The 26051-nt window shown below is 61.8% G+C and carries 24 protein-coding genes; 5 read left to right on the forward strand and 19 right to left on the reverse strand.

Annotated features, from left to right (window positions below):
- Positions 1-98: 98 nt before the first annotated feature.
- Both DK261_RS06860 and DK261_RS06865 read right to left on the reverse strand, forming a co-directional pair.
- Positions 99-923 (reverse strand): SDR family oxidoreductase, encoded by an 825-nt coding sequence (locus DK261_RS06860; RefSeq protein ID WP_110175449.1) that lies wholly within the window; start codon positions 921-923, stop codon positions 99-101.
- A 35-nt stretch (positions 924-958) separates the two neighbouring features.
- Positions 959-1423 (reverse strand): hypothetical protein, encoded by a 465-nt coding sequence (locus DK261_RS06865; RefSeq protein ID WP_009047073.1) that lies wholly within the window; start codon positions 1421-1423, stop codon positions 959-961.
- Between the two features lie 216 nt (positions 1424-1639).
- Between DK261_RS06865 and DK261_RS06870 the strand changes: the two genes are divergently transcribed.
- From DK261_RS06870 to DK261_RS06890, 5 genes are all read left to right on the forward strand, one after another.
- Entirely contained in the window at positions 1640-2047 is a 408-nt protein-coding gene (locus DK261_RS06870; RefSeq protein WP_029526655.1) for a PAAR domain-containing protein, read from the forward strand.
- On the forward strand, positions 2044-2580 hold the full coding sequence (locus tag DK261_RS06875; RefSeq protein ID WP_101281846.1) for a DUF4123 domain-containing protein: 537 nt from the start codon (positions 2044-2046) through the stop codon (positions 2578-2580). Before DK261_RS06870 ends, DK261_RS06875 begins: the two co-directional genes overlap by 4 nt.
- Positions 2573-2959, forward strand: coding sequence for a hypothetical protein (locus DK261_RS06880; protein ID WP_110175450.1), 387 nt, complete (start codon positions 2573-2575; stop codon positions 2957-2959). The genes DK261_RS06875 and DK261_RS06880 overlap by 8 nt, the downstream gene beginning before the upstream one ends.
- Before the next feature lie 332 nt (positions 2960-3291).
- Positions 3292-3780, forward strand: coding sequence for a Tox-REase-5 domain-containing protein (locus tag DK261_RS33755; RefSeq protein ID WP_274319277.1), 489 nt, complete (start codon positions 3292-3294; stop codon positions 3778-3780).
- 14 nt (positions 3781-3794) lie between these two features.
- Positions 3795-4508: an Imm52 family immunity protein gene (locus DK261_RS06890; RefSeq protein ID WP_028681700.1), complete on the forward strand. Its 714-nt coding sequence runs from the start codon at positions 3795-3797 to the stop codon at positions 4506-4508.
- Between the two features lie 117 nt (positions 4509-4625).
- Here DK261_RS06890 and DK261_RS06895 read toward each other — a convergent pair whose 3' ends face one another.
- From DK261_RS06895 to yaaA, 17 genes are all read right to left on the reverse strand, one after another.
- Complete coding sequence (locus DK261_RS06895; protein ID WP_110175489.1) at positions 4626-5021, reverse strand: hypothetical protein; 396 nt, start codon at positions 5019-5021, stop codon at positions 4626-4628.
- A 92-nt stretch (positions 5022-5113) separates the two neighbouring features.
- Entirely contained in the window at positions 5114-5404 is a 291-nt protein-coding gene (locus DK261_RS06900) for a hypothetical protein (protein WP_371923057.1), read from the reverse strand.
- 89 nt (positions 5405-5493) lie between these two features.
- Positions 5494-5886 carry a hypothetical protein gene (locus tag DK261_RS06905; RefSeq protein ID WP_016703275.1) on the reverse strand — a complete coding sequence of 131 codons (393 nt, stop codon included), beginning with the start codon at positions 5884-5886 and terminating at the stop codon, positions 5494-5496.
- Positions 5883-6842: a hypothetical protein gene (locus DK261_RS06910; protein ID WP_110175451.1), complete on the reverse strand. Its 960-nt coding sequence runs from the start codon at positions 6840-6842 to the stop codon at positions 5883-5885. Before DK261_RS06910 ends, DK261_RS06905 begins: the two co-directional genes overlap by 4 nt.
- A 725-nt stretch (positions 6843-7567) precedes the next feature.
- Positions 7568-9019: a mannose-1-phosphate guanylyltransferase/mannose-6-phosphate isomerase gene (locus DK261_RS06915; protein ID WP_009047083.1), complete on the reverse strand. Its 1452-nt coding sequence runs from the start codon at positions 9017-9019 to the stop codon at positions 7568-7570.
- Between the two features lie 157 nt (positions 9020-9176).
- Positions 9177-9833, reverse strand: coding sequence for an alginate O-acetyltransferase AlgF (locus DK261_RS06920; protein ID WP_009047084.1), 657 nt, complete (start codon positions 9831-9833; stop codon positions 9177-9179).
- Between the two features lie 14 nt (positions 9834-9847).
- The gene (locus DK261_RS06925) at positions 9848-11023 is read right to left on the reverse strand and encodes an alginate O-acetyltransferase (RefSeq protein ID WP_009047085.1); all 1176 of its coding nucleotides are present in this window, start codon (positions 11021-11023) and stop codon (positions 9848-9850) included.
- An 11-nt stretch (positions 11024-11034) separates the two neighbouring features.
- Positions 11035-12600 carry an MBOAT family protein gene (locus DK261_RS06930; RefSeq protein WP_110175452.1) on the reverse strand — a complete coding sequence of 522 codons (1566 nt, stop codon included), beginning with the start codon at positions 12598-12600 and terminating at the stop codon, positions 11035-11037.
- Between the two features lie 236 nt (positions 12601-12836).
- On the reverse strand, positions 12837-13961 hold the full coding sequence (locus tag DK261_RS06935; protein WP_103330522.1) for a mannuronate-specific alginate lyase: 1125 nt from the start codon (positions 13959-13961) through the stop codon (positions 12837-12839).
- Between the two features lie 7 nt (positions 13962-13968).
- Positions 13969-15417, reverse strand: coding sequence for an alginate O-acetyltransferase (locus DK261_RS06940; protein ID WP_009047088.1), 1449 nt, complete (start codon positions 15415-15417; stop codon positions 13969-13971).
- An 11-nt stretch (positions 15418-15428) separates the two neighbouring features.
- A complete protein-coding gene (gene algG, locus DK261_RS06945) occupies positions 15429-17033 on the reverse strand; it encodes a mannuronan 5-epimerase AlgG (RefSeq protein ID WP_110175453.1) in 1605 nt (534 codons plus the stop codon).
- A gap of 26 nt (positions 17034-17059) precedes the next feature.
- Positions 17060-18682: an alginate export family protein gene (locus DK261_RS06950; protein ID WP_016702708.1), complete on the reverse strand. Its 1623-nt coding sequence runs from the start codon at positions 18680-18682 to the stop codon at positions 17060-17062.
- Positions 18679-20190, reverse strand: coding sequence for an alginate biosynthesis TPR repeat lipoprotein AlgK (algK, locus tag DK261_RS06955; protein ID WP_110175454.1), 1512 nt, complete (start codon positions 20188-20190; stop codon positions 18679-18681). Before algK ends, DK261_RS06950 begins: the two co-directional genes overlap by 4 nt.
- 9 nt (positions 20191-20199) lie before the next feature.
- Positions 20200-21369 (reverse strand): alginate biosynthesis protein Alg44, encoded by a 1170-nt coding sequence (locus DK261_RS06960; protein ID WP_009047092.1) that lies wholly within the window; start codon positions 21367-21369, stop codon positions 20200-20202.
- A gap of 35 nt (positions 21370-21404) precedes the next feature.
- Entirely contained in the window at positions 21405-22886 is a 1482-nt protein-coding gene (alg8, locus tag DK261_RS06965) for a mannuronan synthase (protein ID WP_009042274.1), read from the reverse strand.
- Positions 22887-23094: 208 nt separating this feature from the next.
- Positions 23095-24411 carry a nucleotide sugar dehydrogenase gene (locus DK261_RS06970; protein WP_096373130.1) on the reverse strand — a complete coding sequence of 439 codons (1317 nt, stop codon included), beginning with the start codon at positions 24409-24411 and terminating at the stop codon, positions 23095-23097.
- An 812-nt stretch (positions 24412-25223) separates the two neighbouring features.
- Positions 25224-26003, reverse strand: coding sequence for a peroxide stress protein YaaA (gene yaaA / locus DK261_RS06975; RefSeq protein WP_009047094.1), 780 nt, complete (start codon positions 26001-26003; stop codon positions 25224-25226).
- Positions 26004-26051: the final 48 nt, after the last annotated feature.

Raw genomic sequence — 26051 nt, forward strand, 5'->3', positions numbered from 1 at the left:
CAACCTTAACCGCAGGGGCTGCGTCGCCGGCGACTAAAAGGAATTTTCTAGAACCTGCGGGAATGGCCGGGCGACGCTCCGCCGCCAGTGATCGGCCGTTACAGCTTTGCGCCCAGGCCAAAACGCTTCATCAGCACCTTGTCCAGCAAGCCTCTGGGCAACAGGCTGGCCATCAAGGGCAATGCGCGGCTGCCATTACCAATCCGAACCAGACGCGCAGGCTTGTCCTGCTGCACCGCCTTGAGCAGCCTGGCGGCAAATTCGTTGGCGGGTGTCGGGTGGTCCTGTGAGGCCCGGGCCCGTGCGCGGATGCCTTCGCGCAGCGGCCACCAGGGCGATTGTTCGGTGAGCAGTTGCTCGGCTTGATGCCCGGCATTCTTGGCGAAGCTCGAGGCGATGGCGCCGGGCTGGACCTCCATCACGCGGATGTCGAACGGCGCCAGCTCCATGCGCAACGCATCGCTCAAGGCATGCACCGCCGCCTTGGAGGCGCAGTAGGCACCGGCAAAAGGCGTGACCAGGACGCCCGACACGCTGCCGATATTCACCACCAGCCCGCGGCTGCGGCGCAGCACTGGAAACATCGCCCGGGTCACGCCGACCAGGGCGAACACATTGGTTTCGAACTGCCGCTGCATGGCCTCGACACCGCCATCCAGCAGCGGGCCCATGGCGCCGTAGCCGGCGTTGTTGATCAGCAGGTCGAGGCCGCCGTGTTGCTGGTTGATGCGCTCGCCCAGGGCGGTGAGCGCCGGCCCATCGTTGACGTCCAGTTGCACCGCGTCGAAACCCGCGGCTTGCAGCATGGCCACGTCTTCGGCCCTGCGGGCGGTGGGCAGGACGGTGAAGCCGGCGGCTTTGAGAGCATCCGCCAGGGCGCGGCCGATGCCGCTGGAACAACCGGTGATCAGCGCAACGGGCATGGCGCGGTCCTTGTGCAAAAAGAGGGAAGGGGGAATCAGTCGGAGAAACTACCCTGCAAGCGCTCGGCGCGAAACTCCAGGGTTTGCGGGCGATAGCCGGGACGCAGCGGTGGCAGGGGCAGGCAGTCTTCCCAATTGGCGCCGGCCTGCAACTCGCCGGGGCCGCGATAACGCGGGGCGCTGTACTGGTTGTCGGCCAGGTTTACCGTGTCGCCCGGCGCATAGGCGGCGACGCGCCAGCGCAGTTCGGTCAGCGGCACATCGTTGCCGTTGTTCATCTTCAACAGCAGCGGGCGATCCGCCGGGCAATGCTCGGGGGCATAGCTGATGCGCAATTCCAGGCGCGCCAGTTGCTGGGCTTCGCGGTTATCCATCCAGACCACCCACACCGCCACCAGGCCCAGGCCGACAGCGGCGGCCATGGACACCGGCAAGGCCTTGGCGGGGTAGCGGACCAGCAGGATCAGCCAGGTGATAACCAGCAGAACGCCGATGAACATGAGGTGAACCTCGGGGGAAATAGTGCAGCCATCCTACCTAAGCGTAGGTGGGATTGACCAACCCTGATCCCGGGACTGAGCCCCCTGGTGACTTATCGGGGGGAGGAGACCGGGATCGCTGTTGTTCGGAAAAACTTTGAAAAGGATTGTTGATTGTATGTTTTTTGAGCATTCGGCAGAGTCGGTTTTCTCGCCAGTTTCGATAGGGAAGTTGAAATGTCTGGGAAACCTGCCGCGCGCGTTGGAGATCCAACCGTCTGTCCTTTGCCTGGCCACGGTACCAATCCGATTACCAGTGGCTCGCCTGATGTCCTCTTTGATCACCTGCCCGTCGCACGGGAAGGTGACCCGACGGCTTGCGGTTCAGCATTGAACGCCAATGTCATTCCCAACGTACTGATCAACGGAAAGCCGGTCGCTGTCCTGGGTTCCCTGGGCAGTCACGGCAATGTGATTGTGGGTGGTTCGGGGACGATCATCATCGGCAACAGTGGCGGCGGTGCGGCGTCTTCCGCAGTAGCCGCATTCCCCTCCGTGCCCGGATTATGTTTGAAGTGCCTGCTGCTGGCCGCTCAGCGCAATCAGACCTTTGTACCGCTGGAAGCCCTGGGGAGCAGCGCATGAGGCGTGTCGGCTCCTTGTTCTGGCGGCTCTCGGAGCCCTCCGGGTCATCGTCCAGACTGCTTGCCCTTATCGATGGTGCCCGCTATCTGACGTTGAACAAACGCCTTGAAGAGGCGGACGACAGCATCCGTTTTCACTGGCTCCTGAGCGCTGGCGCACTGGATGAAATTCGCCATGCCGGCCCGGTACTGGTTGAGTTTCCTGACTCCAGGAGCGGTTTGCGCGGGGCATTCGGCAATTGGCTGGTTACACGAGACCAGCAGGCACCGATGGTTTCCTGGCTTTGGAGTGATCAGCCGTTCGAAACCCTGCGCGACTATCACCAGGACCTGTTGTTCAGCCAAATGCCGGATGGGCGTCGAGCACTGTTTCGTTACTACAGTCCTGAGGTCAGGCGTGCGCTGGACAAGGTGATATCACCCTCCCAGATCCAGCAGCTCATGCGTCATGTCCAGGACTGGCTGGTCTGGCAACCCCTGCAAGGTTGCTATCTCAGCTACGGCGTCGAGCAAGTGGGGGAGCAACATGCTTGAGTTGAGTGCCGAACAGCTTTCACAACTGGATGACATTCGTCAGAACGAAGTATTTGAGCGGCTGTTACTGGAAGTACAGCAAGAGAACCCTGAGTGGTTGTCCAGAAAGGGGCTGATGCCAGCTTTGCAGATGTTGAAAGACCTGCGTGAGCGTGCGTGGGGTTTTGGCATCAGGGAGCCCGAGTCCGTCGAGCATTTTCTGCGGCATGGATTGACCTTTACCAACTTTGACAAGCAGCCGGCCTTTATCGAGTTCATGAACAGGCCTGTAGCGGATAGCCCCGAGCGGCGGTTCGAGGATTACGAGGATATCGTGGTGTTCAGGATGAACATGCAGCACTGGCGGGACATGCAAGCCGTCGGGGAGATTCGACCATGAGTGGATTGGGGATTCTGCCAAGCACAGGGCCCATGGCTCTACGCATGACGCCTCGCTTGGGGCCACGTTTACCATTCGAGATTCCAACCCCGACTCCCAGGCTGCCGATGCCCCCTCCACGGCCAATGCCGATGCCGACGCCCAGGCCCACTCAGCCACTGCCGGCGCCCCGGCCAATCCCGCAGCCCGTCCCTTTGCCGCAGACGCAACCCCAGGCAAAACCCAGGGTGGATGCGCCTCCGACGACCGCTGAACGGACTCGGGAAGCCGAGCGCGACTGCAAGGCCAAGCGGGACAAGGACTGTGTGAAATGCCCCCCCGAGCAGGGGACCATGACGATACCCAATAACGGCAAAGGTCATAGTATGTCCGCCCAGTCCGCGCTCTATCAGGCGTGGGTGACTGCTTTCCCGACGCCCTACGAGTGGTGGTGGAACAACACCTGGTGGGATGGTTTCGACAAACCGCGTTGCACCTTGCTGGAAGCCAAGGCCAATTATGCGTTCATGTTCATTCCGCTTATCGGGCTGCCGCGCCCCTGGGCCAATGTGGAGAAAACCCTGATTACCCCGGCCGAGATACATTCCCTGAAAGCCCGGCCCAGCCCACCGGTTTCGGTGGAATGGCATTTCCTGCAAAGGGTGGTCTATGAGTATTGTGCCGAACAGTACGCAGAGAAGGGGCTTACCAACCTGACCGCCTACTGGAACCCGATGCCGGGCACCAAGGATCATGATGAGTACATCAAGCAACGTGCAAAAGAGCAGAAAGAGTGGGATGAGTACCGCCGTGAAAATCCCGACCGTGTTTTTGAAGCCTGACTGAGGACGAGCGCTTGTTCAGAAAATTTTCATTCGTTCTGCGTTTCGACAAACAGAAGATCTCCGCGGTCCCGCATGAGGAGCAGCTGGAAAGAGCCGAGCGCTTTTTCCAGGGCCTTGGCGAGATTCATCCTCTGTTGCAGGACTGGTATCTGCAGGCCGGTTCCAGGGAGGAGTCGCTGCGCAAGCGGATCAATGACGACTTCGAGTACCTGCGTGAAGAAGCGCGGAGCAACCATAACGACGACTTCCCCACGAAGTTGCAGTTTTCCGTGTGGAATGGCCTGGATGATCCCCTCAAGGGTGGGTTGGCCTTTCATTACAACGCCCACGACCTGGACTCAGTCGCCAGCATGCGCTTCGAAGATGGCGGGGCGCTTGTGGCAGCCATTCCCGATGTGAGACCGATAGTGATCAGGGTGATTCAGTTGGCCGTTGAACTGTGGCCAGAACTTGACTGGTGTGTGCTGGCGCCAAAAGACCACTATTTGCGCACCAAGGTGTTCAAGGACCGGCAGACCGTCGGCTGGGTCGGGTTTTGTCCACACGTGTTGCGGGCCGGGGATTTTCCGAGCGCCGACCAGCTCATCGACATTCCAAAACGCGGCACGCTGATCGTGAGTTGTCCACAGGTGATGGATGAGGGCAAACGGGCTGATGTCCAGCGAGTGGCGGAGATCGATATCAAGCTGGTGGAGCTGGGGTATTTGCCACTGTTCATGAACTAGGTCGGTGGGCCTCGCCAGGGCACAATAGAATCCCCCGTCCAGCCGGCTGCGGATAGGAACCACAGCCAGCTGGAAGGTGCTGTGACAGTGCTACTGCATCCGTACCCGCGCGCCACGTCAGTGCTTAGTCAGTTTCAACAGCGTATACATGATCGAACCCCAGACCAGAAGCACGACATCCATCCAGTTTCTGATGGTCAGCAGGCGCTGGAGATGGGGAGGGAAATTGTCTACGTCTTCCGAGGAAAGAAAGCCTCTGCGAACCGCAGGGCCGGGCCAAAGCATCGATCCTCGAACGGCTGCCAGCATTAGAAAATGCGTGAACCATCCCTCGTGAGGAAGGCTGTCGGTCCAGCGATAAAAGTGCTGGCTTCTCCGTAGGGCTTCCAGCATCTCTTTCAGGTATCGCCGGCTTAGGTAGTAGCTGAAGGAGAGGTTTGTCACGGCCAGCAACAATGGATATAACAAAAGGATGAAGGCGAGCCAGGAATGCCAGAATTGTTGCCCTGTCATGGCGATGTCTGTTCGCAAAGATCTTGTGCATGCATAAAAGCTTTCCATGGATAGTTGGGAAGGTGCACTGGTCAGTGGTTGCAGATGAATGACTAAAGCTTTATCAGCAGGTACACAAATGTGCCCCACACGACAATCACGCCATCGAGCACGTTCTGTGTTTTTAAAAGGCGCTTGTACTGCGGTGGGAAGTTGCGCACATCGTCTGGGGAAATTATCCCCCTGCGTATTCCCGGCCCAGGCCAGAACATCATGCCCCTGAGTTTTGCGAACATCAGATAGCGAGGATGCCATCCCTGATGAGGCAGGTAGGTTGCCCAGCCTGCGAAATAGTTACTCCCCTTTAGCGCACCCAGCATCCCGTCGAGGTAGCGTCGACTCATGTAGTAGCTGAAGAGGAGACTGATGAGGGCAAGTAAAAGCAAGCCTCCAGTCAGAATAAGGGCGATTAGCGGAGGGAGCGTATGCATCGTCAGCCCGTCAACTTCAGCAACGCATACATGATTGCGGACCAGACGAAAAGAATACCGTCCAATCTGTTCTGTATGCTCAGAAGGCGTTTGAGTCGGGGGGGGAAGTTGTGTACATCCTCCGGTGAAAGTAGTCCTTTACGTAGTCCTGGACCGGGGCAGAGCATCATTCCTCTTACGCGGCCAAACATCAGAAAGTGTTCGAACCATCCCAAGTATTGAAGCCTGTCAGTCCATCGATGGAAATAGCGGCTCCGCTGAAAGGCCTCGAGCATTTCCCGCAAGTAGCGCTGGCTGAGGTAGTAGCTGAATGCAAGGCTTGTGGCGGCTAACAGAATCGGACCTAGCAAAAGCGCAAAGGCGAGCCAGGAGTGCCAGAACTGTTCTGTCATCATGGGAGTGTTCTCTCGTAAAGAATTTCACCCATTCTTTCTCCATATGCGCCAAGAGTATCTGACCCAAGCCATGCTCCAGTGCCTATCAGAATGGCACCGCAGATCACTCCTCCTACCCCGCCGAATGCAGCACAGACAAATGTACTCCCTACATATCCGGCGTTCGCCCCTAGGTTTCCTCCGAATGCAGATCCCGCAAACTTCCCCGTCTCAGTAAACATCACCTTCCTGCAACTCTCATCACCCGAACCCGCCTGACAAACCTCCTGAATCCTCAACGCCGACGACACCCCGCCAATCGCAATGCCGATGTACCCACCCGTCTGCATGTACTTCGCCGCGCGGCTGACGGCGTTCACGTGGGTGGCGTATCCCGGGATCTGGCCGGGGGCGCCGGCTTTGTTCCAGTGGTGTACCAGGCTGCGGCTGGAGAGGCCGAGGGCGGTTTTCAGTTTGGGGTGGTCGCCCAGGGGCGTGTAGCCGCGCAGGCGGGTGGAGTTCAGCAGTTGCGCGTCCAGCTGCGCCAACAGGCGCCGGCGGCGGGCGAGGAATTCGGGGGATCTGAGGTGGCCGTGTTGGCGGTAGCTGTCCTGATGCAGGCGTTCCATGTCTTGCAAGGTCTCGCGTAGTTTGTCCAGGTGTTTACCCATCACCGAGGTGCCGATGCCCAGCCAGGTCGAGGCCTGGCTGGTGAAACCGGCGATCTCGGCCTGATGGCGAACCATGAAGTCGGCGGCTTCGGGTGTCAGGGGGGCGAGAGCGATCTTAACCTGCTCGGCGGCGAGCATGAGTTGCGCTTCCTCGTAGGTGCAGGCGTGGTTGGCCGGATCGCTGAGCACGATCAGGCTGCCGGCTTTGACCGTATCGCCAAGGCCTGGATTGAGGGCCAGGTATTTGGCCAGGACGCCGGGTGAGGGGCTGTCGAACAGGTGGCGCTGCAACTCGCTCAGCGGCATGCTCCGGGGCACGATGTAGAAGCCGGGAGCGACCGGTGCCGGGGGCTGGACTTGTGGCGGTTTCACCGGAGTGTCGAGGCCTTGAGGCGTGGTCAGTATCGAGGTGTTCTTTATCCGTGCACCCGGCAGCGGAGGATTCGGGTTGGCAGGGCGCAGCACATGAGGCATCGGGGTCGGTTCGCCACGGGAATCGGTGGTGTATTTGTTGCCGGAGGGTTGCTCAGCCATCGGTCTTTGTCCCGTGGCTGTGGCAGGCACCATGGTCGGTGCAGGCAGCACTTTCGGTTGCCTTTTCTTGCGTGTGTATCCGCTGCCCCATCGCTGTTTTCGCTATGTGTCTTTACCTCCCGAAACCCTAATGAGCTGCATGGATGAAGTCGTTGAGAGCTATCTGAAACGCCCGGCGGCGCTTTCTAAATGTCTCGTAGGAATGGCTGAACGCCTATCCCTGTAGCCGCTGCCGAGCCCTGGCGAGGCTGCGATCGACCGCGCAGCGGGCGCAGGGTCTTGAGATCGCTGGAGGACCTTCGGTCCTATCGCAGCCTCGCCAGGGCTCGGCAGCGGCTACAGGGATGTGAGCATTCGAGAGGCGCGCGGGCATAAAAAAGCCCCCGCCCAACCGCCTGCGGATAGGGGACGCAGTCGGTCGGACGGGGGGCAAGGACTTGCTGACAACGACTCCCTGCTTTTACTTGCAGCTTGCCGCTTGAAACTTGTCGCTGTGGTTACTGGGCGATGGTTTTCACCGCGACGCCACGTTCCACCGGAGTGGAGCGGCCGTAGATGTCTTCGAAGCGTTCGATGTCGTCTTCGCCCAGGTAGCTGCCCGATTGCACTTCGATGATCTCCAGCGGGATCTTGCCCGGGTTGCGCAGGCGGTGCACCGAGGCGATCGGGATGTAGGTGGACTGGTTTTCGGTGAGCAGGAACACGTTTTCGTCGCAGGTGACTTCGGCGGTGCCGCTGACCACGATCCAGTGTTCGGCGCGGTGGTGGTGCATCTGCAGAGACAGGCACGCGCCCGGCTTGACCGAGATGTGCTTGACCTGGAAGCGCCCGCCCATGTCCACCGAGTCGTAGGAGCCCCACGGACGGTAGACCTCGCAGTGGTTCTGGGTTTCGCTGCGGCCCTGTTCGTTGAGGGTGTTGACCATCTGCTTCACGCCTTGGACCTTGTCCTTGTGGGCGATCATCATGGCGTCCTTGGTTTCGACGACCACGATGTTTTCCAGGCCGATCACCGACACCAGTTTGCCGTTGCCGTGGATCATGCAGTTGCGGCTGTCCTGGATCACCACGTCGCCCTTGCTGACGTTGCCGTTGACGTCCTTTTCATGCACATCCCACAGCGACGACCAGCAGCCCACGTCGCTCCAGCCGGCGCTCAGCGGCACCACGCAGGCGCGCTGGGTCTTTTCCATCACCGCGTAGTCGATGGAGTTGTCCGGGCAGCAGGCGAAGGTGGCCGGGTCGACGTCCACGGTGTCGGCGTCCTGGGCACTGCGTTCCAGGGTCAGCAGGCAGGTGTCGTAGATGTCCGGGTCGTGCTTTTTCAGCTCTTCGAGGAAGCGGCTGGCGCGGAACAGGAACATGCCGCTGTTCCAGAAGTAGCCGCCGGCCTCGACGAACTCGGCGGCGCGCTTGACGTCGGGTTTCTCGACGAAGTGCGAGACGCGGCTCACGCCTTCCGGCAGCAGCGCATCGTTGGTCGACTTGATGTAGCCATAACCGGTTTCCGGCTTGGTCGCCGGCACGCCGAACAGCACCATCTCGCCACGCTCGGCGGCCACGGTGGCCAGGGCCAGGGCGCGTTGCAGGGCTTTCTGGTCTTCCAGCACGTGGTCGGCCGGCAGCACCAGCATCAGCTCGTCACGACCTTCGTTGACCAGCATCATCGCGGTCAGGGCCACGGCCGGCGCGGTGTTGCGGCCGAATGGCTCCATCAGGATGCGCTGGGCTTCGAGTTTGCGCGCCGCCAACTGCTCGTTGACGATGAAGCGGTGGTCCTTGTTGCAGACCACGATCGGCGTGTCCATGCCTTCGAACACCAGGCGCTCGAGGGTTTGCTGGAACAGTGTGTGTTCGCCGGTCAGGGCGAGGAACTGTTTAGGGAATTGCTTACGCGAAAGCGGCCAAAGACGTGAGCCACTACCACCTGACAAGATCACCGGAATCATGTTGTTACTCCTTCAAAAATCGTTTGGGTTAGAGCTACTGCGTTCTGTCGTTTCACTCTCTTGTTTTTGTCCGGGGGAGCAGCTGCAAGCAGCAAGTTTCAAGCGGCAAGAAAAAGCACTTCTCTTGCCGCTTGAGGCTCGAGGCTTGCAGCTGCTGTTAACGTGTCGAGACCGGGCGCTTGACCCAGACTGGCGACAGGCTGCTGCCATTGCCGGTGACGTAGAGCACCGCGGCTTCGCCGCGCTCCAGGGCGACCGGCTTGAGGTCGCTGACTTTTTTCTCGCCTTCGTACAGCGCGAAGCTGACTTTCACCGGGTTGATTTCACGTTCGCCACGGCCCTTGGCGGCCACCGACTGGACCACGTCGGTCTTGCCGTCGGCGGTCTTCAGGGTCAGGGCCTTGTCGCTCAGGTTCTGCACCCGGACCAGGGACTTCTGCTTGTTCTTGAACGGCGGTTCTTCGATCAGCTGCGGCTGGCCGCTGGCGTTGTTGACCAGGGTGTAATAGTGGTCGGCGGCGAGTTTCACCGGCAGGCTCTGGCTGCCGACCTTGGCGGTGTAGTCGCCGCCGGGCATGAAGCTGAAGTCACTGCTGGCCAGCGGCGCGACGTCGCTGACATTGGTGCTGCCGACGGTGGCGCTGACTTCCTGGTTGCTGGCGTTGTAGATGCGCACGAAGGACGAGCCCTTGGGCGCGGTCGGGCCGTACAGCGCGGCGTCGCCACCGGCGAAGGCGGGCAGGGACAGGACGCTCATGCCGGCAGCCAGTGTGATTGCCTTGGCGAGACGACGCGGAGTGATAGTGAAAGTCATGGTGTACCTCTCTTTCAGTTTTGCGCCCGATCGGGCGTCTCGGATTTGTTGAGTGCAGCTACGTTCTGTTGGCGGGCGCCGGCTTGTTTGAGCTCTGCGACCCACTGCGGGTCGGCGTCGCCGATATCGTTATTGACCGGCAGATATCGTTCGGGGAACTCCCAGATCAGCACCTGGGGCGGGCTGTTCTTGAAGGCATCGCTTTTCAGGTAGCTGAGCATCGGCAACACCGGGCCGTGGCCGTCTTCGGCGTAGCTGACCACGTCGCTGTGCAGGGCCTGCTTGAGCGCGCCGACGAAGTTCCAGTTCGGGTTGGCGCTGTAGCTGGTGCCCACCAGGGCCACCGGCACTTCGTTGTCGGCGAACAGTGCGTCGTCGGCGGCCGGCTGATCGTCGGCGGCGCGGGTCACGCGTTTCTGCAGCGGCTCCTTGGCCGGCATCAGGTTTTCGAACAGCGGGTCCAGGGGCAGGAACAGGCGCAGGTCGCCCTTGTGCACCACGGTCTGCTCGGCTTCGGTGACGAAGCGTTGCGGCTGGCCCATCAGTGGTGCCTTGTCGGCAATCGCCTTGGCCAACTGGTTGGCGGCGACTTCGGCGCCGGCCGGGGTCCAATGGGTGTCGGTGCGCAGGAACACTTGCTGGCCGTTCTGCTTGGCCTGTTGCAACGGGCCCAGCAGGTCGGGGGCGAGGATCTTGTCGGCCGCCACCCGGGCGTGGAAGTCCTGGTAGAGGTTGGCGTGGATGCTGGCCGGCTGGACGTCGCCCAGGTGTTCCGGGTACAGGCGCACCTTGGCCGGCACGATCGCCATCACCAGTTTCACGCCTTTCTCTTTCAGGGCCTGGCGCACGCCTTCGACCAGCGCGTAGTTGCCTTGCAGGTTGAGTTCTTCGTTGACGATCGGGTGGAACTCTTCATCGCTGTACAGCCACTGGTCGCGGCCGAGCACCACGCCCGGACGACCTTCGTTGAACAGCTTGAAGTCCAGGGCCGCCCACAGGTTGGTGCCCAGGCGCTTGATCGGGAACTCGTCGTCGTAGTGGGTTTCCACGGCCTTGGCCCAGCGACCGTTGAGCACAGTGGCGTCGTTGTTGGTGCTGAAGCCGAAGAAGCTGCGCACCGACCACAGGCCCAGGACCATCAGGGTCACCAGGAACAGGGCAATGTAGAAGACGCGTAATGAGCGGGTCATGGTCAGATCCCTCAGAACTGGAAGTAAAGGAACGGCGAGAAGCTTTGCGCCGAGAGTTTGAGAATCGAGGCGATGAACAGCAGCAGCACCAGGGCGCGCATCACATAACGCGGCCAGTCGGCGACCCAGTAGGCCGGCTGTACCTGGGCTTCGACGCCCACGCTGTAGCCCGGCTGGTGGATGCTGCCCGGCTTGTCCCCCGGTACGGCCTTGATCAGGCCAGGCTGGGCGGTGGCCGGACCGTCGGCCACGGTGTTGATTTCAGGCTTGCTCTTGACCGGTGTCGGGTTGCGATACAGGTCACGCAGGCCGAAGAACGCCAGGGTGGCGTAGGCCACGACCAGGGTCGCCACTTGCAGGCCGGTGAGGCTGGCGCGGTTGAGTTCCGACAGCGACCAGTCGCCGAAGCTGAACATGGCGCCGTACATGCGACCGGCGACGTGCAGGTTCTCGGCGCGGAAGATCACCCAGCCCATCACCACCAGCAGGAAGGTCAGCGCCCAGCGGATCGGATTCAGCGTGCGTGGCGTGGTGTTGATGCCCAGCGCCTTCTCGATCGCCAGCCACATGCCGTGCCAGGCGCCCCAGACCACGTAGGTGATGTTCGCGCCGTGCCACAGGCCACCGAGCAGCATGGTCAGGAACAGGTTGCGATAGGTCATCAGCGTGCCTTTGCGGTTGCCGCCCAGGGTGATGTACAGGTAGTCGCGCAGCCAGGTGGACAGGCTGATGTGCCAGCGCCGCCAGAACTCGGTGATCGACTGGCTGATGTAGGGCTGCTTGAAGTTTTCCATGAAGCGGAAACCCATCATCAGACCCAGGCCGATGGCCATGTCGCTGTAGCCGGAGAAGTCGAAGTACAGCTGCGCGGTGTAGGCCAGGGCGCCCAGCCAGGCGTCGCCCGTGGTCGGGTTCTGCAGGGCGAAGCAATGGTCGGCGACCACCGCCAGGGTGTCGGCGATGAACACTTTTTTGATGAAGCCCTGCATGAAGCGCGTGCAGCCTTCGGAGAACTTGTCCAGGGTGTGGGTGCGGTTGTTGAACTGGTCGGCCAGGTCGCGAAAACGCAGCACGGGGCCGGCGATCAGGTGCGGGAAGATCGCCACGAACGCCGCGAAGTCGATCAGGTTGCGGGTCGCCGGGGTGTCGCCGCGATAGACGTCGATGATGTAGCTGATGGACTCGAAGATGTAGAACGAGATACCGATCGGCAACAGCACGTGGGTCAGGATGAACGGCTCCAGACCCATGGAGGTCATGATCGCGTTAATGCTGTCCACGCCGAAGTTGGCGTACTTGAAGTAGCCGAGGATGCACAGGTCCACCGCCACGCCGAGCAGCAGCCAGCGTTGGGCCGGCTTGGTCCTGACTCCGGCGGCGCCGACTTTCAGGCCGATCCAGTAGTTCCACAGGGTGACGCCGGCGAACAGCGCCAGGAAGTCCACCCGCCACCAGGCATAGAACACGTAGCTGGCGATCAGCAGCAGCAGGTTGCGATAGCGTTGCCCGCTCAGGTAGTACAAGCCGAGAAAGATCGGCAAGAACAGGAACAGGAACACATTGGATGAGAAAACCATCCCGATCTCTCCATGTTTGACCAACAGTAAAGGGCCGGAGCCCCCCCAAACCCCCCCGTGAAAAACCGGGGAGGCGTATTGCATTCACCACATGCCTTGGCTGCGGCTATGAGTCTTGCGTGTCCTGTAGGAGCGAGCTTGCTCGCGAAAAAACTCAACGATGACGCGGTGTCGGTTGAATCGCCGCTTTGCGGCTATCGCGAGCAAGCTCGCTCCTACAGGGTTTTGCGTGTTTCTTACGAACCCTTGTTGCCCTTCTCATGCGAGGGGTCGTAGACCTTGGTCAGGTCGCCGCCCAGGCGGAAGGTCTTGAACGGTTGCATCTTGTGCTTGCGTTCGAGCACATCCGGGGCGCAGGTGTAGAGACTGCAGAAGGGTTCGAGCCAGGCGAATTTCGAGTCGACCTTGAGGTCGGTCATGTCCTGTTCCTTGCCGTTCTTCTCTTCGAATTCGTCCGGATCCTTCACCCCGGCCAGCACCCGCTCGCCCAGGCGTTTCAGCGCGCCGTTGTTTTCCTGGCGCAGGTCGACACCGTTGACCTGGGCGAAGCTGGCGATCATCGCCAGCGGCGGCAGGGCGTAGTTGTGATAGGCCAGGGCGCGTTGCTGGCGCTTGAGTTCGTTGGGCAGGAAACCGTCGGCATCGACCTGGTTGGCGCCGACCTTGTATTCCTTCACGGCCCAGTCGAACAGGTCGCGGCGGTTGGTCGCCACGGCGGTGGCCATCACCGACCAGGCGGCCCAGTACGAGTGGTTGTTGGTCTTGTCCAGCGGCAGGTTGTCCCAGTCGCTGACCACCTGGTCGGCCATCTTGCTGAACCAGGCCTCGATCTGTTGCGCTTGCTGCTGGTGGGTAGCCAGCGGATGGGAGTCGGAGAACTTCAGGCGCAGGTAGGCCGAGGCCATGCTGCCCAGGGCCCATTTGCGCATGGACTTGCCGGTGTGGTTGAAGTCCTTGGACATCAACGCATCGGCCTGGGCCCAGGCGCTCAGCCAGCTGAGGGTGCAGTCCAGTTGTTCCGGACGACCGTCGCGCATGAACTGCATGACCCGCTTGCTGGTGCCGCGCTCGATCTTGGTGATGTCGGCGGTGCTGTCGCGAAAGGCCTTTTCCGATTGTTCGTTGAGGGTCGCGCGGGCCTTGTCCGAACCTTCGTACTTGCTGCGAAATTGCAGCGAGCCGGTGTAAGGCGCGGGCATGGTGTCGCAGCCTTCGCTGTGGTCGCCGCTCTTGAATTTATCCACCGGCGCGTAATACCCCTGGGGCGGACGCAGTGGGGCCGCGGCCTGGGTGGCGCCGGCGAACAGCGCCAGGCTCAACAGGCTCGGGGCCAAGAACTGTTTCAGCGTTTTGCTTTGCATAGGAGCCTCATTGCCCGATTTGCGCGGTGCGTTGACCGGCGTCCGGGAATACGTTGCGTTTGCAAATTTTCGCTTCGACTTTCTGCGCCGCGGCGCCCGCTTCCGGACCCTGGACTTCGACCGCCAGCAGGTTCTGCGAGGCCCAGTCTTCGTCGGTGCGCAGTTCAAAGGCGAAACGCCCGTCGGTGTCGGATGTTTCCGGTTTTTCGATCTTGATGTCCTCGTGGCGCCCGTTCATGTACCAGAGGGTGGCTTGCAGGGTTTTCACCGAGGTGTCGGCGAAGCGGATATCGACCTGGTGGCTGCTGTTGCGCAGGTCCATGTTCTTGCTGTTGACCATCAGCTCGTTCTTGCCGGGCTTGAGGGTGGCGCTGGCGCTCATTTGCGCCGGCTTGCCTTCGCAGCCGTTGTCCAGCAGGGCCATCATCTGCCGGTAGATGGTTTCCTGGTCCAGGCGGTACAGCGGCGAGAATTCCCAGATCAGGATCTTCGGTGGCTTGGTCTGGAATTCCTCGCTGCCCAGGTACTGCAGCATGGAGCCTTCGAAGCCACCGCCGGGGAAGGCGACGTTGAGAATGTCGGCGCCGATTTCTTCCTGCAGGAAGCCGGCGAAGTTGTAGTTCTTGCCGCTGTGGCTGGTGCCCACCAGGGTGATTTCCGGGTTGCCGGAATCGCCGAACAGGTCGCCGTCGCCGGCTTCACCCTTGGGTTCGGTGGTGAACTGGTCCATGTACTGGATCGCGTAGCTGGTGCCGCAGAGCTGGCCGGCCATGTTGTGCAGGGTGCCGGTCTTGCCCATGCGTCCGGACTTGTGGGTCTCGAACTCACGCTTGGGAATGTCGGCGAAGGCCGGCAGCTGCTTGACCTTCTGCGCCACGATCTTCGCCGTGCGCTGGGCGCCGTACGGGGTCCAGTGCTGGTCGCCGCGGAAGTAGAAATCGTGGGCCGGCAGGGTTTCCGGCAGTTGCTCGTTGGTCAGCGGCGACAGGTCCGGCACCACGTAGCCCATCTGGGCGAAACGGCCGAGCATGCCCTGGTAGTTTTTCAGCGCCTTGTCGTAGTCGAAGCTGGCCTTCTCCTGCGGGTTGAGCTTGTTGCGGTTCACCAGGCCACGGGTCGGCTGGTAGACCAGCACCAGCTCCACGCCCTTGCTCTTGAAGGCGTCGTGCAGCTGTTGCAGGCGGCGATAACCTTCCGGCGTGGTGTTGAACTCGGTGCGCAGGTCTTCCTGGGTGCGGAACAGCCAGTCGCCCTGGGCTTGCACCAGGGTGGTGAAGTTCTGCTGGTAGCGGGTGGTGTAGTTCTTCGCGTCGTGGGCTGCCGGGCACAGGTTGCAGCACGGCTCGGCGGTGAACTTCGGTGCCTGGGTTTCGTCGGCGCGGGCGCTGTTGCCGGCGGCGAGAATGCCCGCGGTCAATGCCGAGAGGCTCAAGAGTTTGATCAGGTGTGGGCGCATGACAGTCATCCTCAATCGCGCATTTCGGTCTGGCGTTCGACAGGGTCGATCAGCACGGCTTTCTGCTGGCGCACCAGCAGGTCAAGAATTTCGTCCTGGCGCTCGCCGAGGATCCCCGAGAAGCTGATGCCGCTGCTCTTGGTCGGGGCGAGCATGGACACGCGGTACAGCTCGACGCTCAACGGCGAGTCGATGGACATCGGGCCGCTGCCGTTGGCCGCCAGCTCGCCACCGACCACGATCAGCGACACCTGGGCGTCGAACGGGTCGAGCTTGATGTCGCGGTCGGTGTCGGAGAGGTCCTTGATGTGGCCGTAGACGCCGGTCAGGCCGTTGGCCATGGCGACGTTTTCGTACAGGCGGATGTTCACGCTGTTGCGAATGCGGATGCCGTGGCGCCGGTTGCTGATCACCTTGTTGCCCCACAGCAGGTTGTCGGCACTCTCGTAGAGGGTGATGCCGTCGGTGTGGTTGCGGTAGATCTCGTTGTCGGCGATCAGGTTGTTCACGCTGTTACGGTCGATCACCAGGCCCGAGAGCTTGTTGTCGTAGCTGCGGTTGTTGAAGATGAAGCTGTCGTTCACTTCCCGGGAAATGATGATCCCGTGCTTCTTCTTGGTCCCGTAGACGGTGTTGTCGGCGATGATCAGCCGGTGCGAACGGTCGTGGGGGTCGATGCCGTAGACGATGTTGTCCTTGTAGGTATTGCCCTTGACCACGAAGTCGCGGGTCTCGTAGCAGTAGAAGCCGTACCACATGTCCGAGAACGCAGAATCGATGATCCAGCCGGTGGGTTCGGGGCGCTTGAGCACCTTGGCCATGTTCGGCGTGTACTGGGAAATACTCACGCCGTAGGACTTACTGTTGGCGTAGCCGAAGCTGGCCATCTTGCTGTTGACGATGTAGGTCTCGGTGCCGCCCCAGGCCAGCAGGAACGGACGGAATTCCTTGGGCGACTTGAAGGTCGCCGGGCCGTTGTCCTTCTCACGCCAGCCGGTGACCTTGGTGTCGCGCACGAACAGCTGGCCGTCGTTGACCAGGAACGAACCGCCTTCCTGGGACAGGCGCAGCTCCTGGGTCTGCTTGTCGATTTCCAGGATGCCGTTGCGCCCGACCACGATCGGCAGCCGCGCCAGGTACACGCCCGGCGAGGTTTCGCTGATGTACTGCTTGGGCAGCTTCTTCGCCAACTCCTTGAGGTTGACGTAACCGTCGTCGATGAAGATTGCCTGGGGGATGCCGTGCTGGCGCACCACCCATTCGGCCATCTTGTTGTCACCGCCGATAAAGTCCTTCAGCGCGTCTTCCTGCATCATGCGACGCACGCTGATCTTGCCGGGCTTGCTGCGCACGATCTTCGCCGCTGCCGCTTCGGCGGTGTAGCCGGAGAGGTCGGGCAAGGTCGGCTTGGCCAGGTTCAGCGGCGCGGTGGGCGCGCTGCTGACGGTGTAGGTCTTGGCCTGTTGCAGCTCCTTGGCCACGGTCGGCTGCTTGCCAGGCGTGGCGGCCGGGGCCGGTTCGACGTTGGCGAAGGCGGCGCTGCTGGCCAGCAGCATGGCGCCGGCCAACAGGCTGATCGAGCCTCGCACCGCTGGGCTGTTCATCGGGCTGTTCATCTCAGGCACTCCCTTGGCGACTCGCATCAGAAGCGCCAGATCACGTCGACAAAGGCGCGGTGCATGTACGAGTCGACGTTCTTGCCATAGGCATCGCCCGGCTTGAACACGCCGCCACGAAAGCGCACCAGCGCCGAAGGCTCGTCGATCGACTGGCTGAGCGCGGCCGGCAGCAGGCCTTGCTTGAAGTACTTGGTGACCACCAGGTCCACTTCCTGGCCGAGGTCTTTCTCGCCATCGCGCAGCGGCAGGGACGAGCTGGAGAGCAGGGCGCCGGTGGCGTCGTCGTAGTTGTTTTCCACGGCGTTGATACCGTTGCTGCCCACCGGCTTGTTGCCGTCCACGCGCCAGAACTTGTGGTAGATCAGGCTGGCGTCATATTCGTCGGCGAGCATCCAGGAACCGAACAGGGTGGCGGTCTGCATGTTGTTCATTTCGCCGCGGAAGGCTTCGCCGAAACGGTGCACCCGCGAGCGGGTCCCGGTGTAGTTCGAGCGGTTGCTTTCCAGGCCGTTCTGTTCGTAGTCGCCGCTGGCGCGGGCGTAGGCCGCGCCGACCTGCCATTTCGGGTCCAGGCGCAGGCGCACGCCGAGGTCGGTGGCCCAGCCGTCGAGGTTCTCGCCGCTCTTGGCCTGGGCCGGGCGGGTGCCGTCGGCGTTCAGCGCGTTGACCTTGTCGCGGTCACCGCTCATGCCGGTGATGCTCGCCCAGTAGTTGACGGTGTTGGTGTTGCGCCAGTTGTAGGCGTCGCTGTTGGCTTCCAGGCCGAGCCAGGTCAGGTCGCCGTTCTGGCGCTTGTCCAGGGAGTCAGTGGCTTCGCCCGGTACCGGGTAGTCGAGCTTGCCGTCGTCATGGCTGTGGTGGGCGCGGACGCCGGCCCAATGTCCCGGGGTCCACTGGTAGGCCACATCGCCGTAGACGTGCAGGCGATCCTTGTCTTCCGGCGCCAGCTCCTTGAGGTCGGTACGGTACTCGCTGAAACGTTCGGCGATGCCGACGTTGGCGCGCAGCAGGGTGGTGTCGAAGGTCCAGTTCAGGGCTTCGATGTTGGTGTCGCGCCATTGGCCGTCGTCGTTGCGCAGGCGCTGGCGACCGAACTTCAACTGCTCGCCCGGGTAGGGGGTGAGGCCGCTGTAGCCGATCCAGAACTCGCGCATCGCCAGGTAGTTCTTCTTGCTCTTGCGGTCGCTGTTGTTGCTGCTTTCGGTGCTGGCGCCGTCGGACTGCTGCAGGGTGTCGGTCTCGATGATGTCGGTGGAGGTCACCGCCTGGCCCATGGCGTAGGCGCTCCAGTTGCCGCTTTCGCCGTAGACCCAGGGGCGCAGGTCGAGGCCGACGCCGTTGACGTCGCCGCCGCCCAGGGTGCCGAGGTCACGGTCGTCTTCGGACTGGCCGGTGATCTTCACTTCCAGGCCGAAGTTCTTGCTCTCGGTGATGGCCGCGAGCGTCGGGTTGGACCAGACCAGGGCAAAACCCAGGGCCACACCCAGCTTCGACAGGCTGAACAGTTTTCCCGTAGCCGCTGCCGCAGGCTGCGATCGGCTGCGCAGCAACGGATCTCGGTCGCCTGGTTGGCGAGCGCTGCGCGCTCGATCGCAGCCTGCGGCAGCGGCTACAGGATTGGCGTGGCTGGATGGAGTGAACTTCATAGGGATTCCTCACCGTCTTCTTCCTGCAGCGCGTGCAGTTCCAACGTGTTCTGGCTCAAGGCGCCACGTACGGCCTGCTCCTGTTGCAGCAGGCGTTGGGCCTCGGCGCGTTGGCCTGGCGGCAGTTGGGCTTCGAGTTGTTGCGCAAGCTCGTTGGCTTGCGGGGTGTCCTGGGTCTTGGCCAGCTGGCTGAAGACATAGGCGTTGAGCGGGTCGGGCTTGGTGCCCTTGCCCTGGGAGAACAGTTGGGCGATGGCGAAATCGGCGCTGTTCTGGCCGTTGCGCGCGGCGGTCAGCAGGTGGTCCAGGGCCTTCTGCGGATAGACCTGGCCCAGATAGCCACGGCGGTAGATCTGGCCGAGGTAGTAGTCGGCGGCGACTTCCTTGCCCTGGGCCTTCTTGAAGTGTTCTTCGGCGACCTTGGCGTCGGCCGGGACCATCTTGCCTTCGTAGTAGAGCTTGCCCAGCAGCAGTTCGGCGCGGGGCTGGTCGGCGGCGCGACCGTTGTCCAGGTACTGCATCATCTTGTCGACGTCGCCCAGTTCGGGGAAGTCGTAGAGCAGTTGCGCCAGGGTGACCCAGGAGGCCGGGTAGCCGGGAGCGATCGGCTCCAGCAGTGCCTGCGCGGTTTTCTCGTCGGTCTTGCCCAGGCTGGCATCGCCCAGCACACGGGCCACGCTGTCAACCCGTTGCGCGCTGATGACGCCGCGGGCGTGCCCGGCCTGCAGCTGTTTCAGCAGCTCGGCCTGTTGTTCCGGCTGGCCGCGTTTCTGGTAGACGGTGGCCAGTTCGACGTAGCAGATATCGGTGACGTTCAGCGCCGCCTTGCAGATGGTTTCCACCTCGGCCAGGTGCTGGTCGTAGGTGCCCTGGGTGCGGTACAGCAGCACCTGGGCCAGGCCGGCTTCCGGGTAGCCGGCGCTGCGCCATTGGCTGATCTGCTGCTGGGCGTTGACCTTGGGGAAGCTCTGCGGATATTGCAGGTAGAGCATCGCCAGCGGGATCAGGGTGTTGCCTTCACCGTTGGCGAAGGCCTTTTTCAGCAGGCCTTCGGCTTCGTGATGCTCGGCCTCGGTGGAGCCGGGCTTGGCCACCAGCAGGCGGCCCAGGCGTGCCTGGGCCCGCGGCGAGGTGTCGGCCGCGGCGCGGTAGGTCGCCTCGGCTTGCTTGATCTTCGCCGGGTCGCGGGTTTCCATCTGGATATCGGCCAGGCCGACCTGGGCATCGCTGTAGCCCAGGTCCGCCAGTTGCCGGTAGTTCTGCTCCGCGAGCACGGTGTCGCCGCGCTTCAGGGCTTCGTTGGCCAGGCGCTGGTCGGGCAGGCCGGCGCAACCGGCCAGGCTCACGGCCAGGGCCAGCGAGCACAGGGCCAGCGCGCGACGACCCTGGGATTTATCGCGAGCAAGCTCGCTCCTACAGGTGGCTGCAGCGCTCGTGTAGGAGCAAGCTTGCTCGCGAAGGATCTCGCGGCCGGCACCGATTCGAATGGAAAGGCTAGTCACAGGCATGTCCTCCGCTTAGAGACCGGCAGCCATGGCTTTGTCGATCAGCCAGTTCACGGATGGGCCGCGGTCGCTGCTGACTTCCACCGGACGGCCGGCGAAGGCGCTGCTCAGCGGGGCATCGGGCTTGATCTGCACGCGAATGTCCGAGGACAGGTCGCTGCTGTTGAGGCTGGTGCTGCTGACGATGGTGCCGGTGCGCACGTCGTCTTCGCCGGCGATCTGGAAGCTGACCTTGGTCCCCGGACGCACGTCGGCGAACTGGCGGTAGGAGAAACGCGCCTCGATGTTGGCCTGGCTGCCCCGCGGGACCAGCTGGAAGATCACGTCGCCCTTGCTGGCGTACTGGCCGTCGGCAACCATCTGCTGGGCCACGGTGCAGTCGCAGGGCGAGGTCAGGGTGCCGGTCATCTGCTTGCCGAACAGTTCCTCGACCTTGGCCGGTTGCAGCTGGTCTTCGTTCAGGTGGCCCTTGAGCACGTCGAGCATGCTGGTGCTGAAGGTCGCCAGCGGGGCGCCCTTGGCCGCCACGCCGTCGGCCTGGATCAGGCTCTGCACGGTGCCGTCACGCGGCATGGTGACGTTCATCCCCGGCGCGCTGACCAGGCCGGCCTGGGCATGGCTGACGAAGTACATGCCGTACACCGACTTGAGGATGAAGCCGAAGGCCGCCAGGCCAACGACGAAGATCCCGGCGCTGAAGGTCACCGCGCGCAGGCGGCCCAGGGCGCTCATGCCGTGGCCGGCGTCCTTGGTCTTGCGCGCCTTGGTGAAGTTGTCGCGCTGCAGGGTGGCGAGCACGTCGCCCATGGTCACGATGTCGCCGGCCAGGTGCGAGGTGATCAGCTGGCGCAGGGTCGAGATGTCCTGGGGCTCGAGGTTCTGGAACTGGCAACCGACACGACCGCTCTGGCGATCCACGGAGCGCACCTGCAACTCCACGTCCATGGCCAGCCCGAGGTTGTCGATGACGAACTGCAGGCGACCCTTGTGCACGTCGCCGACCTTGATCGGCAGCTGCCCGCAGTTGAAGCTCAAGCCGCCGGCGGAGAGGTCGATGACCCGCGCTTCGACCGGGGTCCGGTCGGGGCCGAAGAAGCGCAGCTTGGCCGGGATTTTGACCCGGGCGTGTTGGCGTTGGGCTTCGGATTCATGCACTACGTTGACGTTCACGGCGGTGTTCATAAGGGCGATTTCCTAGTTAATTCAGGCAAGGCGGGTCAGACCATCAGCAGCAGCGCGGCGACGAAAATGCTGCCGGCGGAGAAGGTCATGGTCCGAGACGACCAGGTGTTGAACCAACGTTGAAAGCTGGCGAGGTCACGGGACAGAGCAGTCGGTTGGCGGGTCCAGGACTGTTGGTCGAGGCGGAAGAACACGTAGATCTTCACCAGGGCCCCGACGATCTGGTTGTAATAGAGGATCAAAGGGTAGGCCGGGCCGATCCTGTGCCCCGAACAGGACAGCAGCAGGGTCAGCAGCAGGCGGGTGATACCGATCCACAGCAGGTACACCAGGATGAAGGCGGTGCCGTACTTGAAGCTGGCGATCAGGGCCACGGTCAGGCCCAGCAAGGAGGTCCACATCGACACGCGCTGGTCGAACAGCACCACGCTGGTGAACAGCCCCAGGCGCTTGAGACCCAGGCCCAGGGCCCGGGAGTTCTGCCGCAGGTTGTTGCCGTACCAGCGGAACATCAGCTTGCGGCTGGCCTTGATGAAACTCTTCTCCGGCGGGTGCTCCACGGTGTTGATCGCCGCATCGGGCACGTAGAAGGTGTCGTAGCCCAGGCGCATCAGGCTGAACCAGCTGGACTTGTCGTCGCCGGTGAGGAACTTGAAGCGGCCCAGGCGCCAGTGTTGCAGCGAGTCGCTTTCCACGTCGGCGATGAAGTCCGGGTTGGTGACCACGCTGGCGCGGAACACCGACATGCGTCCGGTCATGGTCAGCACGCGCTTGGACAGGGCCATGGAGCACATGTTGATGTGGCGCTGGGCGAAGCGCAGCTTGTGCCACTCGCTCATGATGTAGCCGCCGCGCACTTCGCAGAACTCGTTGGTGGTCAGGCCACCGACGTTGCCGAACAGCTGGAACCAGGGCACGGTCTTGCGCACCACGCCTTCGCCGAGCACGGTGTCGCCGTCGATCACCGCGACCACGGCACGGTCGTCCGGCAGGTGGCGGGAGATGGCGCGGAAACCGAAGGCCAGGCCGTCGCGCTTGCCGGTGCCGGGGATGCGCACGAAGTCGAGCTTGACGTGGGCCGGCGGGTTCATGCGGGCCCAGAGGCTTTTCACCAGCAGCTCGTCGGACATTTCCACGATCGAGCAGACCACGGTGGTAGGGAAGCCACAGTCGATGGCTTCACGGATCACCGAGCCATAGACCTGGGCGGTGGTCAGGGCGTCGATCCGGAAACTGGTGACCATCAGGTACACGTGGGACGGATCGGCGGCCTTGCCCAGCTTGCGGACCTTGCGGCGCAGGTGCGGGTAGACCACGTAGAGAAACAGCATGCCGCGCACGAAATGCGTGGCACCCATCGAGTAGCGCCAGATACCCACGGCGCCAATCAGGAAGATGAAGTCCTTCGATTCGGAGTCGAATGTGGACGCGGGCAACGCCAGGGCGAGACCCATCAGTAAACTCAAGAAAAACAGCCAACCTGCGGCCTGGAGTAGGCCGTGCTTTAGCCTGTGCATAATCTGCATCCGTCTCGATCTCGGGCGAGCCTGTGGGGTGGCCCGATGGGGTTAAGGCAGGCAAAAAAGCCAAAGGGACACATTCCTGTAGCCGTTGCCGGAGGCTGCGATAAACCTCCGGCAGTTGCAGGTGCGTCGCGACCCCTTCGGGCTCGATCGCACCTGCGACAGCGGCTACAGGAACGGGGAACTGCCCCCGATACCGCTGTTACCAGCAGATACCTTCGGTCCGGCCACTCGCGCTGGTGGCCTTGGACATGAACCCGACCAGGTCGATGACCTGCTTGCCGTGCGGCACGTCTTCGGCCAGGGCGCGGAACTTCTCGTCGCGGTTGCCGAGGATGATCACGTCGGAGTTGTCGATCACCGAGTCGAAGTCCGCGTTGAGCAGGGACGAGACGTGGGGGATCTTGGACTCGATGTAGTCCTTGTTGGCACCGTGGACACGGGCGTACTCGACGTTACTGTCGTAGATGCTCAGGTCGAAGCCTTTGCCGATCAGCATTTCCGCCAGTTCCACCAGCGGGCTTTCGCGCAGGTCGTCGGTACCGGCCTTGAAGCTCAGGCCGAGCAGGGCGACTTTGCGTTTGTCGTGGCTGGAGACGATGTCGAAGGCGTTCTGCACCTGGGACTCGTTGCTGCGCATCAGCGAATTGAGCAGCGGCGCTTCGATGTCCAGGGAGCCGGCGCGGAAGGTCAGGGCGCGCACGTCCTTGGGCAGGCAGGAACCGCCGAAGGCGAAGCCTGGGCGCATGTAGTACTGGGACAGGTTGAGGGTCTTGTCCTGGCAGACCACGTCCATCACTTCACGACCGTCGACGCCGACGGCCTTGGCGATGTTGCCGATCTCGTTGGCGAAGGTCACCTTGGTGGCGTGCCACACGTTGCAGGTGTACTTGATCATCTCGGCGACGGCGATGTCCTTGCGGATGATCGGTGCGTCGAGTTCTTCGTACAGCGATTGCAGGACGTCGCCCGAAGCCTTGTCGAACTCGCCGATCACGGTCATCGGTGGGAAGTCGTAGTCCTTGATCGCGGTGCTTTCACGCAGGAACTCAGGGTTGACCGCGACGCCGAAGTCGACGCCGGCTTTCTTGCCGGAGCAGTCTTCGAGAATCGGGATCACCACGTTGGCCACGGTGCCCGGCAGTACGGTACTGCGCACCACGATGGTGTGGCGGGAGGTCTTGTCACGCAGGACAAAACCGATCTCGCGGCATACCGCCTCGATGTAGTTGAGTTCCAGGTCGCCGTTCTTCTTGCTTGGCGTGCCGACACAGATCATCGACAAGTCGGTGTCGCGAATCGCCTCGGCGAAGTTGGTGGTTCCGCGCAGACGACCGGTTTGAATACCTTGCGCCAGAAGTTCACCCAGACCCGGTTCAACGATCGGCGAACGGCCTGCGTTGATCATGTCGATCTTGTCCTTGGCAACATCGACGCCAACGACCTCATGGCCCCGTGCAGACAGGCAACCGGCACATACTGCACCGACGTAACCCAAACCAAATATGCTGATGCGCATCGCATTTACCTCTGTGTTATTCACGCCATTAGATGGCCGGAGTTAATGTTTGCCAGCTTTAATTGCGCACTCGGAAGTTCAACGAACAAGCGTTGATATATCCAGTGCAGGCAGACTAAGTTCCGAGTGTCTAAATAAGTGCACTCAAGTTGTGCGCAACTTGGCCTTGTTGTAGGGGCTGCCCTTAAATGTCGCCGTCCTTCCTGCTGGAAGGCAGCTCCGAGGTTGGCGATAATCCTGTTTATAGGCGCAGGCCCATGATAATCAGGTAGTTACACGCTCCCGGAAGCGTTTTAAGGCGGGCTATGCCATGGCCTTGTAGGGGATAGTAATGGTGCATTATCTCCTGTGTATTGACCCTGAGTTCGAGTCCTTGAGCAGTAGGTCAGGACAATATGACAACTTCGCTACTGTCGTTGGATCCCATGTAAGTCATCTCCTACAAACTCGTCGAGAATCGTTACCGGTGGTATGAGCGGTGGTTCAGGACATAGTTCCAGACCGCTGATCCTGTTTTCTGAAATTTCTTGAAATATTGCAAAAGATGGCACTGCTTTCATATTGATAGCACTTACCATTTCAGCCTTTAGTTATGGGGAGTTAAAGCGCGGGGATATTTTTATGCCACTACCGATAAAAAAATTGCGTGCCACTACTGAAAAAAATGACCTCTGTCGAGTGAAACAAAAGTTATAAATTCAGAAGAAAATATTTTGGCGCCAATTGTTTGGCGTTTTGGCGGGGGTCAAAGAGGAAAGTGACCGCTCGTCGACGCACTCGTTTGCGCGAAACCAGTGCGTCGACCGGGTGCGTTATTCCGGTGCGTGATCGCGCAGGAAAACCAGGTTGTCGGGTTTCGACTGTTCGGCGCTATAGCGGTAACCCTGGACATCGAACTGCTTGAGTGCCGCCGGGTCGTTGATGCGTTCTTCTATGACGAAGCGGCTCATCATGCCCCGGGCTTTCTTGGCGTAGAAGCTGATGATCTTGTACTGGCCGTTCTTCAGGTCCTTGAACTCGGTATTGATGATCCGGGCGTTCAGGGCCGTGCGCTTGACCGCCGAGAAGTACTCGTTGGACGCCAGGTTGAGCAGCAGGTCGTCGCCCTGTTCGGCCAGGGCCTCATTGAGCCATTCGCTGATGCGCGTGCCCCAGAAGGCGTACAGGTCCTTGCCGCGGGCGTTGGCCAGCTTGGTGCCCATTTCCAGGCGGTAAGGCTGCATCAGGTCCAGCGGGCGCAGCAGGCCGTACAGGCCGGAGAGCATGCGCAGATGCTGCTGGGCATAGTCGAAGTCGGCTTCGCTCAGGGTCTCGGCGTTCAGGCCGGTGTACACGTCGCCCTTGAACGCCAGCAGCGCCTGCTTGGCGTTGGCCGGGGTGAAGGCCGGGGTCCAGCTGCCGAAACGCGCGGCGTTGAGGCCGCCGATCTTGTCGGAGACGTGCATCAGTTCGCTGATTTGCGCCGGGCTCAGTTCGCGCAATTGCAGGATCAGTTCCTGGGAGTGATCGAGGTATTGCGGCTGGGTGAAGCGTTGAGTGACGGGCGGGGTCTCGAAATCGAGGGTCTTGGCGGGTGAAATCACCATCAGCATGAAGTCGTCTCCTGTAAGCGTCGGGGGATTCTAGGGGCTTGGGCGATT

Source organism: Pseudomonas sp. RW409 (assembly GCF_003184125.1).
In the GTDB taxonomy this organism is placed as follows: Bacteria; Pseudomonadota; Gammaproteobacteria; order Pseudomonadales; family Pseudomonadaceae; genus Aquipseudomonas; species Aquipseudomonas chlororaphis_I.

What these genes read in the sequence shown, in the direction of transcription:
- DK261_RS06860 (WP_110175449.1), bottom strand. Translation starts at nt 923, where the DNA reads ATGCCCGTTGCGCTGATCACCGGTTGTTCCAGCGGCATCGGCCGCGCC.
- DK261_RS06865 (WP_009047073.1), bottom strand. Translation starts at nt 1,423, where the DNA reads ATGTTCATCGGCGTTCTGCTGGTTATCACCTGGCTGATCCTGCTGGTC.
- DK261_RS06870 (WP_029526655.1), top strand. Translation starts at nt 1,640, where the DNA reads ATGTCTGGGAAACCTGCCGCGCGCGTTGGAGATCCAACCGTCTGTCCT.
- DK261_RS06875 (WP_101281846.1), top strand. Translation starts at nt 2,044, where the DNA reads ATGAGGCGTGTCGGCTCCTTGTTCTGGCGGCTCTCGGAGCCCTCCGGG.
- DK261_RS06880 (WP_110175450.1), top strand. Translation starts at nt 2,573, where the DNA reads ATGCTTGAGTTGAGTGCCGAACAGCTTTCACAACTGGATGACATTCGT.
- DK261_RS33755 (WP_274319277.1), top strand. Translation starts at nt 3,292, where the DNA reads ATGACGATACCCAATAACGGCAAAGGTCATAGTATGTCCGCCCAGTCC.
- DK261_RS06895 (WP_110175489.1), bottom strand. Translation starts at nt 5,021, where the DNA reads ATGACAGGGCAACAATTCTGGCATTCCTGGCTCGCCTTCATCCTTTTG.
- DK261_RS06900 (WP_371923057.1), bottom strand. Translation starts at nt 5,404, where the DNA reads ATGAGTCGACGCTACCTCGACGGGATGCTGGGTGCGCTAAAGGGGAGT.
- DK261_RS06905 (WP_016703275.1), bottom strand. Translation starts at nt 5,886, where the DNA reads ATGATGACAGAACAGTTCTGGCACTCCTGGCTCGCCTTTGCGCTTTTG.
- DK261_RS06910 (WP_110175451.1), bottom strand. Translation starts at nt 6,842, where the DNA reads ATGCCGCTGAGCGAGTTGCAGCGCCACCTGTTCGACAGCCCCTCACCC.
- DK261_RS06915 (WP_009047083.1), bottom strand. Translation starts at nt 9,019, where the DNA reads ATGATTCCGGTGATCTTGTCAGGTGGTAGTGGCTCACGTCTTTGGCCG.
- DK261_RS06920 (WP_009047084.1), bottom strand. Translation starts at nt 9,833, where the DNA reads ATGACTTTCACTATCACTCCGCGTCGTCTCGCCAAGGCAATCACACTG.
- DK261_RS06925 (WP_009047085.1), bottom strand. Translation starts at nt 11,023, where the DNA reads ATGACCCGCTCATTACGCGTCTTCTACATTGCCCTGTTCCTGGTGACC.
- DK261_RS06930 (WP_110175452.1), bottom strand. Translation starts at nt 12,600, where the DNA reads ATGGTTTTCTCATCCAATGTGTTCCTGTTCCTGTTCTTGCCGATCTTT.
- DK261_RS06935 (WP_103330522.1), bottom strand. Translation starts at nt 13,961, where the DNA reads ATGCAAAGCAAAACGCTGAAACAGTTCTTGGCCCCGAGCCTGTTGAGC.
- DK261_RS06940 (WP_009047088.1), bottom strand. Translation starts at nt 15,417, where the DNA reads ATGCGCCCACACCTGATCAAACTCTTGAGCCTCTCGGCATTGACCGCG.
- algG (WP_110175453.1), bottom strand. Translation starts at nt 17,033, where the DNA reads ATGAACAGCCCGATGAACAGCCCAGCGGTGCGAGGCTCGATCAGCCTG.
- DK261_RS06950 (WP_016702708.1), bottom strand. Translation starts at nt 18,682, where the DNA reads ATGAAGTTCACTCCATCCAGCCACGCCAATCCTGTAGCCGCTGCCGCA.
- algK (WP_110175454.1), bottom strand. Translation starts at nt 20,190, where the DNA reads ATGCCTGTGACTAGCCTTTCCATTCGAATCGGTGCCGGCCGCGAGATC.
- DK261_RS06960 (WP_009047092.1), bottom strand. Translation starts at nt 21,369, where the DNA reads ATGAACACCGCCGTGAACGTCAACGTAGTGCATGAATCCGAAGCCCAA.
- alg8 (WP_009042274.1), bottom strand. Translation starts at nt 22,886, where the DNA reads ATGCACAGGCTAAAGCACGGCCTACTCCAGGCCGCAGGTTGGCTGTTT.
- DK261_RS06970 (WP_096373130.1), bottom strand. Translation starts at nt 24,411, where the DNA reads ATGCGCATCAGCATATTTGGTTTGGGTTACGTCGGTGCAGTATGTGCC.
- yaaA (WP_009047094.1), bottom strand. Translation starts at nt 26,003, where the DNA reads ATGCTGATGGTGATTTCACCCGCCAAGACCCTCGATTTCGAGACCCCG.